Source organism: Stenotrophomonas sp. (assembly GCF_032103445.1).
Lineage (GTDB): Bacteria > Pseudomonadota > Gammaproteobacteria > Xanthomonadales > Xanthomonadaceae > Stenotrophomonas.
Genome location: NZ_DAMDFR010000013.1, coordinates 72,676 through 89,471, shown reverse-complemented (window position 1 = coordinate 89,471; position 16,796 = coordinate 72,676). Strand labels below are relative to the sequence as shown.

The window sequence follows — 16,796 nt, the reverse complement described above, 5'->3', positions numbered from 1 at the left end:
GGCATTGGCGGCCTAGTTCCACTTTTGGCGACAGCTAGAAGTGGGGGGATTACCATCGGAACTGACACACCTTCGTCCTTCAGGCCCTGCTGGACCGAGAGCATCAGCTCTCGTCCTTTCCCAGCAGGGACGCCAGCTTTTTTCGGGCGCGTATCTCCAGCATGGCCTCGCCATAGGCCTCCTGCAGGTCCTTGAGCTGGCGCTCGTATTGCTCGCGCACGTCCTCTGGCTTAGCCAGCAGGGCGTTCTCCATGCCGCGCTTGCCGTCCTCAACCCAGCTTTCGATCTCCGCCGGGGTCAGGTCGAACTGCCGGCTGGCGGCAGCCACGGTGGTCTTGCCCTGGATGATCTCAAGGACCAGCGCCGACTTGCGCCGGGCGGTCCAGCGCTTGATCTCTTCCTCCATCATTTCGCTCATCGGCGTCTCCTTGGGGAAAATTAACACCTGAGCAGGAATTCAGTGGGTCATTACACTCTTGGGCAACTCGCAGGCCCGTATCGGTCGCTTCATAAGGTGAACCGAACAGCGGCACTTCGATCCACCAGGGCTCTTGCTCAGGATGGAAATACGCACGGTAGTCGTCCAGCAGCAGTGCCTGACCCAGCGTTGGAGCCACATAAGTCAGATCCTTCGTAGTTCCTTCCCACTGTGTGTAGGCCAACTCGCTGAACCAGGCAGGTGCCTGTCCCTCGAGCACCAGGAATGTCGCTATGCGGCGAAAAAGGCCCTCCTCGACCGTCGTGAACATCACCAGTTGATCAAACTGTCCCTGTACGTGCTCGAGGAACGAATACAACCCAGGGCGAGGGATCTGACTCACCGCGTTGGAGATCAAGGTCCCCTCCAGATCCAAGGCAAGAATGGTCGGTCTCATGGGCGTGTCCTCCGTATGACCCTCTCGCAATAACCGGGCCCGGTCGCCCAGGGTGAGACACGATGGCCCCGTTTTGCCAATAGGCTACCCACTTATCCCTCCCGGGGGTTCTTCTCTCCAACATGCCCCGACCCACCTCATCACTTTCCAAGTCCATTTTCCGACTATTCGCTTTATCGCCTCCGACGGCTTTCCCTTCCACGCTTCTGCCGCCTTCGGACTGGTCCCTTGGCAGTCACTTCCTCTGTGTCAGCATTCACCAGGTTCTTGCTATGCCAAGTACTCAACGCCATGTCGCCGGCAAAGAATCGAGAAACTGAGCGAATCATTGGCGAAAAGGAGATTAATGGGTCGTTCAATAGCGCCTGCCAATATCTGGCGACAGCGAGCGCAGAGAGTCCTGAGGCCAAGATGCTCGCCGTAAACCAACTTTCACTTACTCTGTCGAGCGACGGATCATCGTGGGCTACCAAGAACGCGGTGAGCACCAAGGCCGCCGATTGTAGAAGCATGATGAATATTGTAGGGGCGAACTTCGCGCGGCGACGTGCCGCCGCAACAAGAGACGCTACTGAGGCATATAGAACTAGAGACGCGCCAACAAACAATGTCAACACTCTATCAAGCCCGCTCGATGTCACGCACGCAATGAAAACGGCGAGGGCTACCAGTAGCGCAACAATGAGAGTCCATCGCGAAAAGACCACACGACTTCGGGCGCGCGTGTTCGACATGGCCGGCATCTGATCCACAATCGCGGCACTGACCCAAGCCATGGTCAAGCTGGACGCAGTTACCGTGGCCGGGATCCACATCATCCACTCGTGTGGTTTGGGCGCATACGGCTGCATTGCCAAGATTCCCCAAAGCGAGGCTGCAACGAACACTGCAGCCGGCACGCCGGCAAGCCAACCACTTTTCATGACTGACCTCGATCAACTTCCACCAACCAGGCACGGCCGGTATCAACGCAGAAGCCATTTCGTTCAGTCATAGCCTCCAGAGCCCTCCATCACTGCTGCGCGCATCTCCATCGAGGTCTGAATAGAAAGCCTGTATCCAAACCGCGGAAGTGTGTGGATCAATTTGTCCTTGAATGGCCCGTCCACGGTCTTGCGAAGGCTAGACATCTGTGAGCGCAATAAGTCATGGTCAGGTGTCTGATGACCCCACACCGCGCGTTCGAGATGCTCCCTGGGAACGGCTCCAGGGCTCTCGCGCATCAGGACTTCTAGAAGCTTCCAAGACGCAGGATAGAGGTGAAGGCGGTTTCCCGCGCGGAATGCCTCGAGAGTGGCCAAGTCCATAGTCAAGTCGCCAACGGAAAGGCGGCGCATCCCGACTCTGCCTAGAGAACGGGCCACTAGTGCTTCTAGGCGAACCTCAAGCTCCAGTGGATCGAACGGCTTTGTGACAAAGTCGTCAGTGCCTGTCCGAAAGGCCTCCACTTTGCTGGCGATATCTGCCATGGACGCAAGCATCAGCACTGGAACGGAAGAGTTGTGTTCACGTCGCAGTCTGCGTACCACATCCAACCCGCTCATCCGCGGAAGGTCCCAGTCGACAATTATCGCGTCATAGCTGTTTGACACAGCAAGATGTAAGCCTGTGATCCCATTCAGGGCAACGTCCACGGTGTGATGCTTGGCTTCCAATTCGTCAAGAAGCGTGCGAACGAGATATCGATCGCTGTCAATTAGCAGGATGTCCACGATCAGGGTGCCCGGAATCTGAGCAGCCGCAGCGCATTGATGACGACCAGAAGGGTAGTTCCTTCATGGACTGCAACCGCAGGGCCGATACCTAAGCCCAGAACCGTAGCAGGTACCAGCAAAGCGACCACGCCAAGGCTAACGTACAGATTCTGACGAATGACCTTCTTAGTGCGCCGGCTGAGGGCTACCGAGAAGGCCACCTGCCGCAGATCCTCCGACATGAGTGCAACGTCCGCAGTCTCCAAGGCGACGTCCGAGGACGCCCCGCCCATTGCGACACCTACGTTGGCGCTTGCCATGGCGGGTGCGTCATTGACACCATCGCCAACCATCGCGATCCTTTGGCTAGCCTTGATCTCACGTATCGCGGAAACCTTGTCGTCTGGCATGAGGTTGCCCCACGCTTCATCGACGCCGACGTCGCTGCCTACAGATTGCGCGACCAACTGGTGATCACCAGAGATCATGATCATCCTGGTCACGCCTAGTCCACGCAAACTGGCCAGCGCATCGCGTGCCTCGGACCGCGGTGTGTCCATCAAGCCGATGACGCCAAGATCCCTATCGCCCAGTCTCACCGCCATTGTCGTTCGGCCGCGACTGCGCAGCGCTTCGATACCTTCTTTGGTGGACGAGCCTAGAGCCGGAACCCCGTCAGCCCCAAACATTTCAGCCTTCCCGATCCAGGCAGGCTGGCCATCAACCTCCGCTCGTACTCCTCGTCCGGCGAGATTCTCAAATCCACTGGCTACCACTGCGACCTGGCCGGAAAGACGCGTCTTACCGTCTGCAACGATGGCGGCCGCCAATGGGTGGTCACTGAGCGCTTCCACGGCGACGCTGATCTCTAACAACTCCTTCTCGGTTACGCCCTCCGCCACGACAATGTCGGTCACGCGGGGCTTGCCCTCGGTCAGGGTCCCGGTCTTGTCAAAGGCAATTGCCGTGACCATGCCGAGCTCCTCCAGCGGGGCACCGCCCTTGATCAGGACTCCACTACGCGCGGCGCGGGCAATGCCGGCTAGAACAGCACTTGGGGTGGCAATGGCCAATGCGCACGGACTGGCTGCAACCAGCACGGCCATGGACCGGTAAAAGCTGTCACGGAACGGCTCGTCAATCACCACCCAGGAGAACAGCAGAATGCCAGAGAGGGTGAGAACACAGGGAACGAAGATGCGCTCAAACTTGTCCGTAAGACGTTGAGTGGGTGATTTTCGTGTCTCGGCCTCGCTGACCATCTTGACCACGCGTGCAAGCGCGGATTCCGTAGAGCGCCGGCTAACCTCCACCTCCAACGCTCCGGAGCCGTTGATGGTGCCTGCAAACACTCTAGACGCCATGTCAACTGCATCGGGACGACGCCTCGCTTCTTCGGCGTCAGGCACTGGATGTTTGTCCACCGGAATGCTCTCACCTGTCACCGGTGCCTGGTTGACGTTGCTGGATCCCTTGACCACGAAGCCATCGGCGGGCAACCGATCATTCGCTCTCACCAGAACGACGTCGCCGGGCTCCAGCGCCGAAACTGGCACCTCCACCGGCCCGCCTTGCTTAACCACCAGGGCAGTCTCGGGTGCCAGCTTGGCGAGGGCCTCGATGGCGCGCTTGGCCCGACCCATAGCGTAGTTTTCCAACGAATGACCCAGGCTGAAGAGGAACAACAGCAATGCGCCCTCAGCCCAGGCTCCGAGGGTGGCGGCCCCTGCTGCCGCAACCAGCATGAGCGTATCGATCTCGAAGCGCTTCTTTCGAATGTTTTCAATTGCTTCGCCCAGGGTGAACCATCCACCGAATACGTAGGCAAGCATGTAGAACGCCGTGGGCAACCATGCGATACCGAACGCACCCGACTTCTCAGTGATGAAGCCGGTCACGAGGAGCAGCCCGCAGACTATGGCGAACAGCAGCTCGGCATTGACTCCAAACAGGCCGCCATGGGAATGGGCATCCCCCTGATTCGGGGATGCGCCAGCTTCTGTTGCTTGGCTCATCTCTATTCTCCGATTTTGATCTGATCATTCAAGGCTCGGGCGCAACAAATTCTGCGCCCGAGCGCGGTGTCAGCTAATCAGTGATCTTCGTCCTTTCCTACTGCGGCGGTGCTTGGCTTGGCTATGCGGCCAGCAAAGGTGGGAAGCACCAGCAACGTGAGGATGGTCGCGGTGAGCAAGCCACCGATAACGACGGTAGCGAGCGGCTTCTGGACTTCTGCACCCGAACCGCTGGCGATCGCCATGGGGATGAAGCCGACAATGGCCACCAGCGCAGTGGTGAGCACGGCGCGGATACGACTCGCTGCGCCATTGAGGGACGCCACCAACGGCGCATCGCCTGCATCAAGCCGCTCCCGGATGGCTTGCATCAGCACCAGGCCGTTCAGCGTGGCGACGCCGGACACCGCAATGAACCCCACCGCTGCGGACACCGAGAACGGCATGCCCCTCAGCAGCAAAGCCAGGATGCCACCCACCAGCGCCAGCGGTACGCAGCTGAACACAAGAATGGCTTCTTTGGCGCTGCGCAGCGCCATGAACAGCAGAGCACCAATCAACAGGAACACGACAGGAACCACTGCCGCCAGTCGCTTCTCTGCCCGCTGCAGGTTCTCGAACTGCCCGCCCCAGGTGAGATATGAACCTGCAGGAAGCTTCACGTCCGCTACCGCCGTCTGCGCTTCGCCAACAAACCCACCCAGGTCACGCCCACGGACGTTGGCTTGCACCACGACTCGACGGCTGCCGTTGTTTCGACTGATCTGATTTGGTCCTTCGCTTATGGTGATCCGGGCGACGGACGAAAGCGGTATCACCGCACCGGAGGGTGTGGCAATGGGCAACGAGCTAAGCTGGTCCGGATCATTGCGTGCCGCGTCATCCAGACGTACCACCACGTCAAAGCGGCGATCACCCTCGAAGATCTTTCCCGCAGCAGTGCCGCCGATGCCAGTCGACAGAGCATCGCTAACGTCCGCTGCAGTCAACCCGTACTGCGCGGCTGCCAGATGGTCGATCTTGACGTTCAGGGTTGGCAGGCCGGAGATCTGCTCGACCCGTACGTCCGCCGAGCCTTGGACGCCACGCAGCTTGAGCGCCACCTGGTCTGCGACCTTCTGCAACTCACCGAAGTCATCACCGTAGATCATTACGGCAAGATCGGTACGCACACCGGAGATGAGCTCATTGAAGCGCAGTTCAATGGGTTGACTGAACTCGAAACTGTTGCCGAGCTGCTTCGAGGCCACGGACTCGAACCGCCCCACCAGCTCATCCTTGGAAAGCTTCGGATCCGGCCATGCGCTTCTGGGCTTCAGCACAATCACGCTGTCGGAAATGTTGGTGGGCATCGGGTCGATGGCCGCCTCCGCGGTACCAGTCCGGGAGAACACCGTCTCCACTTCCGGCTCCTTGGCAATGGCCTTCTCTAGTGCCAACTGCATGGCCAGGGACTGCTCCAACGAGGTGGAGGGAACCCGCAGCGCCTGCATGGCCAAGTTGCCCTCATCCAGCGTGGGCATGAACTCGCGCCCCAGCATCATGAACGAGGTCACACCTACCGCTAGTGTCAGTACCGCGCCTCCGAGCACCACGCGCGGCACGCCGACAGCACGCTCGATCACAGGCTCGATTCGGGTGCGCAGCACCTTGATTAGCTTGGTCTCGTGCTCGCCGTGATGGAGCTCTTCGCCGGGCTTCATCTTCGGCTCGCGCACCCACAGGGCGGTCAAGGCCGGCACTAGGGTAAAGGAGAAGATGAAGGCACCCAAGAGCGCCAGCATGAAGGTGGCCGCCATCGGCTGGAAGGTTTTTCCTTCGACGCCTTCGAGGGTCATGATCGGCAGGAAGACCAACAGAATGATCAACTGACCAAAAGCCGCCGGTCGCGCCATCTTCTTGGCCGATTCCGTGGCTATCTTCATCCGTTCCATGGCCGTCAGCGGCCTGCCCAGTTCGGCGCGGCGCTGCCCCAGCATCAGAAGCGTGGATTCAATGACAATCACTGCGCCATCCACGAGGATACCGAAGTCCAACGCACCCAGGCTCATCAGGTTGCCGCTGATCCCGAACCGGTTCATGCCGATCACGGCAAACAGGAACGACAGCGGAATGACGAGCGCCGTAATAGTCGCCGCGCGCAGGTTGCCCAGCAGCAGGAACAGCACCACCACGACCAGCAGCGCACCTTCGGTCAGGTTCTTGGCAACGGTCTTGATGGTCGAATTGACGAGCTGGCTACGGTCGAGCACTGGCACCGCAAAGATGTTGGGCGGAAGCGACTTGTTCACCTCGACCAATCGGTCCGCTGCGGACTGTGCCACCGTGCGGCTGTTGCCGCCGGCGATCATCAGCGCCGTGCCCAGCACTGCCTCATGTCCGTTGCGGCTTGCGGCACCCAGTCGCGGTGCGCGGCTGAGTTCGACGTCGGCAACGTCGGCGACGCGGATCACCACGCCGTCCTTGGTCGCCACGGGTGACTGCGCCAGGTCGCTGGTGGTCAACGCCAGGCCATCGGCGCGGACCACGAGGCCTTCGCCTGCACGCTGGACGAAGCCTGCACCAGCCTGCACGTTCGACCGCTCCAGTGCCTGGACGAGGTCGTTCAACCCCAATCCGTAAGCCGCCAGGCGTGCGCTGTCCGGATGGACCCCGTACTCCTTCACGTAGCCGCCCACGGTATCCACGCCGGCAAGGCCGGGGCTGGAACGCATCTGCGGGGCGATGATCCAGTCCTGCACGGTACGCAGGTAGGTGGCACGCTCTTCGGCGGTAGTGAGCCTGTTACCCTCCGGCGTGAGGTAGACCTCGCCCTCCTGCCAGCCTGCCTGCCCCTTGGGTGCCAGGTTCTTCGGATCGTAGTCGGTGAAGTCCACCGTCCACATGAGAACCTCACCCAAGCCGGTGGTCACCGGTGACAGGACCGGGGACACACCTTCGGGCAGGCTGTCCGCCGCTTCGCGCATGCGTTCGGCCACCTGCTGGCGCGCGAAGTAGATGTCGGTCTGGTCGGTGAAGATCGCCGTGACCTGCGAGAAACCGTTGCGCGACAGCGAGCGGGTGGTGTTCAGCCCCGGGATGCCGGCCAACGCGGTCTCAAGCGGGTACGTCACCTGCCGCTCGATCTGCTCAGGCGTGAGCGCCGGCGCGATCGAGTTGATCTGCACCTGTCTGTTGGTGATGTCCGGTACCGCGTCAATGGGCAGTTTGCTCAGCTGGAACAAACCCCAGCTGGCCACCATCGCGGCGAGGAACACCACCAACCAGCGGAAACGGACCGCTGATTCAATGATGATAGTGAACATATATGGATTCCTTAGTGGCCGTGCTCGGCTTCACCCTTGGCCAGTTCGGCCTTGAGCAGGAAGGCATTGGTACCGACGATGCGCTCGGTGCCATTGAGGCCGTTGACGATTTCGACGCTGCCGCCGGCACGACGCCCGACCATGACCTGGGTAGCCTTAAAGCCTTCTGGGGTTTCGACGAACACCACGCTGTTGCCGTCCACCGTCTGCACGGCGTCGGCCGGGACGCTCAGCGAATCTGCGTCTCCGTCAGCCACCACGAGCGCCGAAATCGGTGATCCGGCAGGCGGCAACGCCGCCGTCAGGGGCTTGGCGCGGATGACCGTGGTACCACCCTGCTGGCGAATGTCAGCGGCCACGCCAGTGACTTCTGCCTGGAATGCCCCGGTCGGTGCGGTCACTTCCAGCTTCATGCCGGCGGCGACCTGTGAGGCCAATGCGGGAGGTGCGGTAAACACCAGTTCGTTCATGTCCGGGTTCGAGACGTCTGCCACCACGCTGCCCGCCGACACCACTCCACCCGGCGTGACCTGCACGTTGCCGACCACCCCCGAAACCGGGCTGGTAATGCTCACCCGGCCGGAACTGTCGGGCGAGCCGTTGGCTGCGGCTTGGGCACGGGCCGCTGCAGCGGCTGCCTCCGCAGCAATCGAGCGCGCGCGAGACGTCTCCATCTCTTGGCGTGCAACGACACCTTGCTCAACCAGTGCCTTGTCGCGGCCGTACACCAGGCGGGCGACTTCGGCCTCCGCGCCCGCCGAGACGGCCGCCGCGCGGAAGGTGGCGGCGTCGCCGCTGACCACGACAGCAAGTGTCTGGTTGGCCTTGACCTGTGAGCCCGGCGCAACCAGCACTCGCTCCACGCGGCCGGTCACCGTCGCGGCCACCGATGCGCGCGCCCCGATCGAGGGCTCTACGCGTCCGGCAATGCGTGTGGACGCGCCGCCACCACGCCCCACGGCGATTACGCCCACTCCTGATGCCTTGATCTGGTCGGCCGTCAGTTGGACCACACCCTCCGGTGCCTCTTCTTCTGCGTGCGCGCCAGGGGCTTCCCCGGCATGGTCATCGGCGGGCTTGGCACCGTCCTCGCCTTCACCTTCACCCTCCGCATGACCGTGGCCGTCGTCCTTGGCCGACGCGTCCTTCTCTGTGGTGGGGGATTCACTAGAACCTTGGCAGGCGGTCAAGCCACCAGCAAGGACCAGGGCAGACAGCAGCAGCGCGCCGACGAGAATTGGATTACGAGGCTTGTTCATTTCTGCTCCAGAAAGGGGGCGCGTCCTTCAAGACGGGCAAGTTCAATTTCGGCGGCCACGCGCGCGAGCCTTGCGTCAACGGCGGAGGCCCGCGCGGCGATCAACGTCGAACGCGTGCTGCGCAGTTCCAATTGGGATATCCGGCCGGCTTCAAAGCCGATGCGAGCAAGGCGGTAGGCCTCTTCACCGGCCGTGACGCTTTCGTCAGCGGCACGCGTTCGGCTGTTGGATGCCTTCAATGACGCAATCGCGGAAAGCCGATTTGCTTCACTCTCGCGCTTCTGCTGTTCAAGACGAGCATCAGCGGCTCGCTGCTCGGCGTATGCCGCACGAATGCCGCCGCTGTTCCGGTCGAAGAGTGGGATTGAGAGACTCACGCCGATGTTGTACGCACGCTCGCCTGCCTGGCGGAAGTTTGTCTGCGCCACGGTTGCGCTCAGGTCGGGAAGCGCGCGCTTGCGCTCCACGTCCACGAGCCTGCCCGCCGTCGCCGCTTCTGCCTCTGCGATCCGGACCGCCAATGCCGCACGAGCGTCGCCGGTAGGCATGGGCGGGGCGCGATCCAGGAGGCTTTCACTTATTGCGTCAACCGACGCATCCAGCTGTGCTGCACCGGCCAACCGAGCAAGGGCCGCGTCCCGGAACGCCAAGGCTTCATCCAGAGCCGCTTTGGCGTTGGACACTTCACTCTGCGCCTGCACTGCCCGGAGCTGAGGCTCGCGACCTTGCTGGACCATGGCACTCGTGGCGGCGGCATCTTCCTGAATCAGCTGGAGTGCCTCGTTGGCTAAATCATAGCGTCGCAGTGCGCTTTCGGCCTGTGCGTAGGTCGTTGCGAGCAGTGCGGCCACTTCGCTCCGACTCAGCTCGCTACGCAGTCCCGCAGCCTGTGCTTCGCTTTGTGCCGCACGCACACGTGCACCGCGCTGGCCAAACAACTCCAGCGGCTGAGAAAGGGTGATGATCGAATCAGCGTTGCTGGTACCACGGTACGCGCCAGTGCCTTGGGCATTCTCAAGGTCGTAGGAAAGCGTGGGGTTCTTAAGCGCACGGGCCTGTTGAACACGCGCATCGGCGGCTTCGGACAATGCGACGCCTTGAATGGTGCCAGACAACTGATCAAGACGACCCAGCAGGTCGTCATAGGAGGGAGAAGATTGCGCGGCGGCAGGCCAAGCCGGCGCGAGCGCCAGCAGGACAGCCACGAACAACCCGGCCGCACGCAGCGGCCGACGTGTGGAGGTCGACATGTAGAGTTTTCCAGAGATGAAAAGAAACCAGATCCCGCAATGTGCGGGTCAAGCTCTGATCAGCCCTGGGGTGGGCGCGTCAGCCCGTCTAGAACAACCGCATCGCCATTAGCGCCGGCATGAGCGTTCCAAACCGCCGGCAGCGTCAACTGCGGCGGGGTCGCGGCTTCCAAAGGAAGGCTGGCATTGGCATGGTGGCAGTGGCCGTGGCTACATCCGGCCCCCGGGACCTCATGGTCCGACTTCCCATCCAAGTCCCCAGCATCATCCTGCGGGGCACTGGCCGCTGAATGCGGCTCAGCCGAGCACGCCAACGCGTCGGAAATAGGAACGACCACGAACGCCGCCATCAGCAGCATCAGTAGAACGAACCCAATTTTCCGGGAGATATGGCGCATCTTCAAAGGCTATCAACCACTTGAGAGGGGATACAATAACAATCGGCGGCGATACGCCATAAGCTCGGAGCTAGTCACTTCTGGGACAGCTTCCGTGTTCTAGCGCCGCGGGTTAAGCGGTTGTGGCGTGAGACCCATCACATGGCCGCTATGGCGATCCAGGTCACCCCCGCGTTGGTGAGCGTCATGAATACGGCAGCCGAACCCATGTCTTTGGCTCGCCCGGCCAGCTCATGGTACTCAGGCCCGTACCGCTCTATGACCGCCTCAACGGCTGAGTTAAGCAGTTCTGCTGCCAGAACGATCAACAGCGAGCCAATAAGCAGTACGAGCTCAACTGGCGAATCGGCAATCCAGAAGGCTGCCGGAGCTAGCAGCAGCGCCATGACCGCCTCTAGCCGAAATGAGGACTCATGCAGCCAAGCTGCCCTAATTCCAAGAAGAGACCACCGAAGGGCCTTCATAACGCCCAGAGGGCCGCGAGGTTTGTGGCCGTAAATGTCAGCCATGTTCATCTCCCATAACCTCAGCAATCTTTGACGTTCCGGAAGTCTTCGACTGGCCGGATGTGGGCGTCTCGGTCTGTGCACTCGGCTTCTCGCATCTCCCAAACAGGTTTAGACCTTCGTCCCGGACCTCTGTCTGAACCTCCATCAGGCCAAGCACCGAATGAAACAGGTTGTCGTGACTAATCGAGCTGCCGGCTTGCGCCCGTAGACAGGACGGGTCGATTCCGCGTTCGCGCTGAATGCCCTCGGACAACCACACCACCATTGGGACTTTGACCTGAGTTGCCGGGGCGATCGCATAAGGGAGTCCGTGAAGATATAGATTTCCTTCTCCCAGCGATTCGCCATGGTCTGATACGTAGATCATCGCGGTGTCGTGTGAAGTGTCCGCAGCCAGCATGTCAATAGCTTTAGCGAGGAAGTCATCAGTGGCGACAATTGCGTTGTCGTATGCGTTGACGATCTCCTGTCGAGTGCACTTGCCAAGATCAGCACTGCGGCAGTCGGGGGTGAACGTCCTGAACTCTTCGCCGTATCGCTTGAAGTAGGCCGGGCCATGGTTCCCAAGCTGGTGCAGGACTACCACGACATCACCGGGGTTGTCGTCGATGGCGTCATGAAGTCCACTCAACATCACTTCGTCACGGCACGCCTGGTTCGTGCACAACGGATCATCAGGCGGCTCCCTATACGATTCGAATGCAAGATCCGCACAGACGCCTTTGCAGCCGGACTGATTGTCGCGCCAGAGAGTCTTAACGCCCGCCCGCTCCAGCACATGCAGGAGCGACTCGGACCGCTTGATCTTGTCGCGGTCGTAACTGCGCCGCCCATACACGGAAAACATGCAAGGGACAGAGACCTCGGTATTAGACCCGCAGGCGGTCACATCCACGTAATTGACCACATCACGCCTGGCCAACATCGGCGTCGTCTGACGCGCATACCCACTCAGGCCCCAGTTTTGCGCGCGGACAGTCTCGCCTACAACGATCACAAGCAGATGAGGCTTGGAACCAATCGGATGAGGGTCCAATCGGGCATCCTCGGCCACTTTGGACAGCGGTCCGCGTGGTGCGCGCCGATCCTGTTGTATGACGCGGATGCTGGATACGATGTAGTTCTCAGGCGTAATCAAGTACCGCGCGGACTTATTGTTGCGCATCAGCGATGAGAGATCGTCGAACTGCGACATAACTGCGCCACCAGTGATGACCAAGGTAGCGACAACCAGTAGCACCCTCTTCACCAGCAAGCGAAGGACGCTGCTCTCCTTGCGAATTCGAATCCAGACAACTACGAGTAACGGCGGCGCGCTCTTTAAGAGCATCGCGCCTGCAAACCCCCAAGTCATTAGCTCGCCTGCTTCCGCAGTGTCCGTCCTGAAGATGTTACGCACCATGCTCGCATCAAAGAAGATGCCGTAGTTGTCCGAATAGTAGGCGGCGGCGGCGGATGCCGGAATCATCACCAGCAGGATAGGCTTGAGCGTCCAGCGCCACCCGAGCAAGGACAAGAGCAACACATGGAGTCCGGTGATGAACACCAGCGCGGTGCTCAGTACCAGCGCTTGCGCAACTCCTTCGTGGTTCGAGGCTCCAAGAATGAACCGAACGAACGCGTTGTTGAAGACCACCGTGAAGTAGAGAGAAGCGGCGATGATCAGCCATGCCTGACCGACTTCTGGGCGATTGCGCCACCATGAAGCGCTCTTCATTCGAGGCCTCCGGTTAGCTGCGCGGGAGGAACCCGAGGAACAAGAAGACCGGCCCCGAGCGCACTATGCGCACAAGCCATGAACGTGGACATGGATATACCCAGAATATCAAAGGTGCAGCAGCGGGTACCGCGTGCAGGCGGATCCGGAGCAAGAGTGCCTGGTCACCCAGCGACTCCAATGGTCGCAACGCACGATTCGAAGAGCAGCAGACGAGCTGCCAGTCATGCGGGGAGACGCGGCGGTTCATTCGCTCACTAAATGAGCAAAGGAATCGCTGTCAGCCCCTGGGGGGACGGATCAAACCGTCGAGCCTATCCGACGGAAGGTTTCCGGTGGTCACAAGCGCCATTGGCTCATCCGCCACCACAACATCTCTTAGCGTCAAGAGCAAGGGCGGCTGAAGCGCGCCACCATGATGACAGTGTCCGTGTGCCGAAAGCTGATCCTTCTTCTGATCAGACGGCTTCGGCACTTCCTGCGAGGAGCCCTCTTCCATCTGGTTGCTGCATGTTATGGCTTCGACCGTCGGCACCACAAGGCACACCGCAAGAAGCAGTGCAGCCAAGAACCGAATGATAGAAGCAAAACGTCGATGCATTAGCTAAATGATCAGCTGTAGGCGGGAGACGGACCCCGACGGCCGTCCGTGCGTGCGCATTGTCTACGATAAGAAATAAAAAAACACCACGGTCTTTGGCTCTTGTCGTTCAGCTATCCTTCCACCCTCACTTGTTTATGACATTTTTCGCACACCCGGTCTTGTCTGGCCGCCCTGAACGAATGGTTACGTACGCCCGAGTTCAACATTCTTACGACAACTTTCTTACTTTTATTTTTTTTGTCGGTCAGACCGAAACTATCCTCCAACGGGCAGAGGAGATCAGACTTCACGGCGGCTGCCGTTGATATCGCCCCTAATGGCTAGATCGGTGCAGCCCGTACACCGTGCAGGACATTGAGTACGGCCTTCGTGGCCACTCCCACTCAAGCGGGGTTTGCTACAGCCGTCGCTCAACCGTCTGCGCAGCGCGGAAGTGATGAAGTTGCAGGCAGTCCGAGACTCTCTAACTAGTCAGCTAGGTTGAACGCACCTCTTTCGTCTTTGGGCGTCCTAAAGGGCCAGGGCGACAGCACCTTCTGGCCTTGCGCTTCTTGTCGCTCCCTAGGCTGAGCGGCTTTGCGAAATTGCGCCGTGGTGTAATGACCCACCGGCTTCTGCTCAGGTCATGCGGTTAATGTAGCTGCGTAGGCGGCATCCGGGGTCATCATCTTCAGCGCCTGATGAGGGCGCTGTTGGTTGTAGAAGGCGATCCAGTCTGCAATCACCCGCAGGGCGTGGGTCTGGCTCTCGAAGCGATGCCGGTGCACGCATTGCTCTTTCAGGGTCCGGATCACGCGCTCGACCATTGCGTTCTGCTGCGGGCAGTGCGGGGTGATGAACTCCTGCTTCAGTCCGTAGCTGCGCACCAGCCGGGTGTAGTCGCGACTGGTGAACATCAGGCCGTTGTCCGAGCGAAGCAGGAATGGCTCCTGCACTCGTCCCAGCGTCCCGTAGCGCGTGATCAGGGCCTGCTCCAAGGCTGCCGATGCCGTGCTGGCCTTGCCGGTGCGTGACAGGGGAGTGTCAGAAATTTTGTGTTCGGGCATAACATGTTGAAAAGGAATGTGTATGCCAACCAAGAAGAAGACTCCACGCCAAGCGGCCCGTGACCTGCCAACCCTTCCCAAGGAGCTGATCGATCAGCTGGCGACCGGGATGATGAGTGCCGGGGAGATCGAGGACATTTCCGCGGCCCTGAAGAAGGCACTGATTGAGCGGGCGCTGGGGGCCGAGCTTGGCCACCACTTGGGCTATCCGCCGGGCGCGGAGCGCCCGGCGGAATCTGGAAACCAGCGCAACGGCAAGAGCAGCAAGACCGTGCTGACCGGCGACGGCCCGCTGCGGCTTGATGTCCCGCGCGACCGGGACGGCAGCTTCCAGCCCATCCTGATCCCCAAGCATGAGAGGCGTTTCACCGGTTTTGACGACAAGATCGTCGCCATGTACGCCCGGGGCATGAGCGTTCGCGACATCCGGGCATTTCTGGCCGAGCAGTACGGTACCGAGGTCTCTGCCGACTTCATCAGCTCGGTGACCGACGGGGTGCTGGAAGAGGTCAACCAATGGCAGCAGCGCCCACTGGAGCCGATGTATCCAGTGGTTTTCTTCGATGCGCTGCGGGTGAAGATTCGCGACGAGGGCCTGTTCCGCAACAAGGCGATCTACTTGGCTCTGGGCGTGTTGCCTGATGGCACCCGGGACATCCTGGGCATCTGGATCGAGAACACCGAAGGCGCCAAGTTCTGGATGAAGGTCTTCAACGACCTCAAAACGCGCGGCGTAGAGGACATCCTGATCGCGGTGACCGATGGCCTCAAAGGCATGCCCGAGGCGCTTGAGGCGGTGTATCCAGAAACCACCCTGCAGACCTGCATTGTGCATTTGATCCGCAACAGTCTGGATTTCGCCGGCTGGAAGGACCGCAAACTGCTGGCTGCAGCGCTCAAGCCCATCTACCAAGCGGCCAGCGCTGAGGCGGCAGAGCGTGAGCTCGCTGCGTTTGAAGCAAGCCCCTTGGGCCAGCGCCACGCGACGGTGGTCGCCGCCTGGCGGCGGGCGTGGGACCGGGTGATCCCGTTCTTCGTGTTCCCGCCGGCAATCCGCAAATTCATCTACACCACCAACGCCATCGAGAGCGTCAACGCCCAGCTGCGCAAGGTGATCAAGACGCGAGGACACTTCCCGACGGATGAAGCAGCGTTCAAGCTGATCTGGCTGGGATTACGTAACATCACCGCCAATTGGAGCCGTGCCGGGCAAGGATGGAAGGAGGCCATGAGCCAATTCGCCGTGCTTTATGGCGAAAGATTCATAAGATCACCGTATTGAAAAGCATGGGCTGCGCCAACGTAGTCCGCCACCGTCCGAACACAAAAAATCGGACACTCTCCGTGACAGGTGCCAGCCGAGCAACTGGCGCGTGCTGCAGTCGATCACCAGCGCCAGACTGAGCCAGCCGTCTTTGCCGCCCCATACGCGGCACAGGTCAGTCGCCCAGCGCTGGTCCGGCTTTTCAGCCCGCGATACATTGGCCTCAATGCGCGGACGTTGGCCAAGTGCGCGCTTGCGCACCTGCCAGCCTTTCAGCTGGAAGATCCGCTGCACGGTGTTCTTGTTCATGCCAAGCAACGCGGCGACGGTGCGATAGCCAAAACTCGGCTCCGCCTCGATCATCTCTTTGATCGGCTCGGCCAGCTCCGGCTTCACCTTGGCGGGCGAGCGCGTCGGCTTGTAGTACGTCGTGCGACGGGCCACGCCAAACCACTAGCACAGCTTGGCCATCGGAACGGCAACGCCCTCGACCTTCAAGCCCTGCCGGATCGAGAGCATCAGCTCTCGTCCTTTCCCAGCAGGGATGCCAGCTTTTTTCGAGCGCGGATCTCCAGCATGGCCTCGCCGTAGGCTTCCTGCAGGTCCTTCAGCTGTCGCTCGTACTGCTCGCGAACATCCTCGGGCTTGGCTCGCAGCGCGTTCTCCATGCCGCGCTTGCCATCCTCAACCCAGCTTTCGATCTCGGCCGGGGTCAGGTCGAACTGCCGGCTGGCCGCAGCTACCGTCGTCTTGCCCTGGATGATCTCAAGGACCAGCGCCGACTTGCGACGGGCCGTCCAACGCTTGATCTCTTCTTCCATCATTTCGCTCATCGATGTCTCCCTCGGGAAAAATAACAC

The 16,796-nt window shown here is 60.6% G+C and carries 13 protein-coding genes; 1 reads left to right on the top strand and 12 read right to left on the bottom strand.

Annotated elements, in window-relative coordinates; genetic code table 11:
• Nucleotides 1-103: 103 nt before the first annotated feature.
• The 10 genes from RT551_RS07405 to RT551_RS07360 form a co-directional block, all read right to left on the bottom strand.
• Nucleotides 104-418 carry a DUF1153 domain-containing protein gene (locus RT551_RS07405; protein ID WP_312320410.1) on the bottom strand — a complete coding sequence of 105 codons (315 nt, stop codon included), beginning with the start codon at nt 416-418 and terminating at the stop codon, nt 104-106.
• Entirely contained in the window at nt 351-875 is a 525-nt protein-coding gene (locus RT551_RS07400) for an NIF family HAD-type phosphatase (protein ID WP_312320411.1), read from the bottom strand. Before RT551_RS07400 ends, RT551_RS07405 begins: the two co-directional genes overlap by 68 nt.
• A 986-nt stretch (nt 876-1,861) precedes the next feature.
• Complete coding sequence (locus RT551_RS07395) at nt 1,862-2,587, bottom strand: response regulator transcription factor (protein ID WP_313456974.1); 726 nt, start codon at nt 2,585-2,587, stop codon at nt 1,862-1,864.
• 2 nt (nt 2,588-2,589) lie between these two features.
• Nucleotides 2,590-4,584 (bottom strand): heavy metal translocating P-type ATPase, encoded by a 1,995-nt coding sequence (locus RT551_RS07390; RefSeq protein WP_312320413.1) that lies wholly within the window; start codon nt 4,582-4,584, stop codon nt 2,590-2,592.
• Nucleotides 4,585-4,661: 77 nt separating this feature from the next.
• Nucleotides 4,662-7,889, bottom strand: coding sequence for a CusA/CzcA family heavy metal efflux RND transporter (locus RT551_RS07385; protein WP_312320414.1), 3,228 nt, complete (start codon nt 7,887-7,889; stop codon nt 4,662-4,664).
• An 11-nt stretch (nt 7,890-7,900) separates the two neighbouring features.
• Complete coding sequence (locus RT551_RS07380) at nt 7,901-9,148, bottom strand: efflux RND transporter periplasmic adaptor subunit (protein WP_312320415.1); 1,248 nt, start codon at nt 9,146-9,148, stop codon at nt 7,901-7,903.
• Nucleotides 9,145-10,398, bottom strand: coding sequence for a TolC family protein (locus RT551_RS07375; protein ID WP_312320416.1), 1,254 nt, complete (start codon nt 10,396-10,398; stop codon nt 9,145-9,147). The genes RT551_RS07380 and RT551_RS07375 overlap by 4 nt, the downstream gene beginning before the upstream one ends.
• A 535-nt stretch (nt 10,399-10,933) precedes the next feature.
• Nucleotides 10,934-11,305, bottom strand: a complete 372-nt coding sequence (locus RT551_RS07370; RefSeq protein WP_312320417.1) for a diacylglycerol kinase — start codon at nt 11,303-11,305, stop codon at nt 10,934-10,936.
• A complete protein-coding gene (locus tag RT551_RS07365) occupies nt 11,298-13,022 on the bottom strand; it encodes a phosphoethanolamine--lipid A transferase (protein ID WP_312320418.1) in 1,725 nt (574 codons plus the stop codon). The genes RT551_RS07370 and RT551_RS07365 overlap by 8 nt, the downstream gene beginning before the upstream one ends.
• Nucleotides 13,023-14,249: 1,227 nt before the next feature.
• Nucleotides 14,250-14,672, bottom strand: coding sequence for an integrase core domain-containing protein (locus RT551_RS07360; protein WP_312320419.1), 423 nt, complete (start codon nt 14,670-14,672; stop codon nt 14,250-14,252).
• 22 nt (nt 14,673-14,694) lie between these two features.
• Here RT551_RS07360 and RT551_RS07355 point away from each other — a divergent pair, with 22 nt between their 5' ends.
• On the top strand, nt 14,695-15,954 hold the full coding sequence (locus tag RT551_RS07355; RefSeq protein ID WP_312320420.1) for an IS256 family transposase: 1,260 nt from the start codon (nt 14,695-14,697) through the stop codon (nt 15,952-15,954).
• Here the strand turns inward: RT551_RS07355 and RT551_RS07350 are convergent.
• Together RT551_RS07350 and RT551_RS07345 are read right to left on the bottom strand one after the other, a co-directional pair.
• Complete coding sequence (locus RT551_RS07350) at nt 15,943-16,380, bottom strand: hypothetical protein (RefSeq protein WP_312320421.1); 438 nt, start codon at nt 16,378-16,380, stop codon at nt 15,943-15,945. The genes RT551_RS07355 and RT551_RS07350 overlap by 12 nt on opposite strands.
• Before the next feature lie 74 nt (nt 16,381-16,454).
• Complete coding sequence (locus RT551_RS07345; protein ID WP_017158377.1) at nt 16,455-16,769, bottom strand: DUF1153 domain-containing protein; 315 nt, start codon at nt 16,767-16,769, stop codon at nt 16,455-16,457.
• Nucleotides 16,770-16,796: the final 27 nt, after the last annotated feature.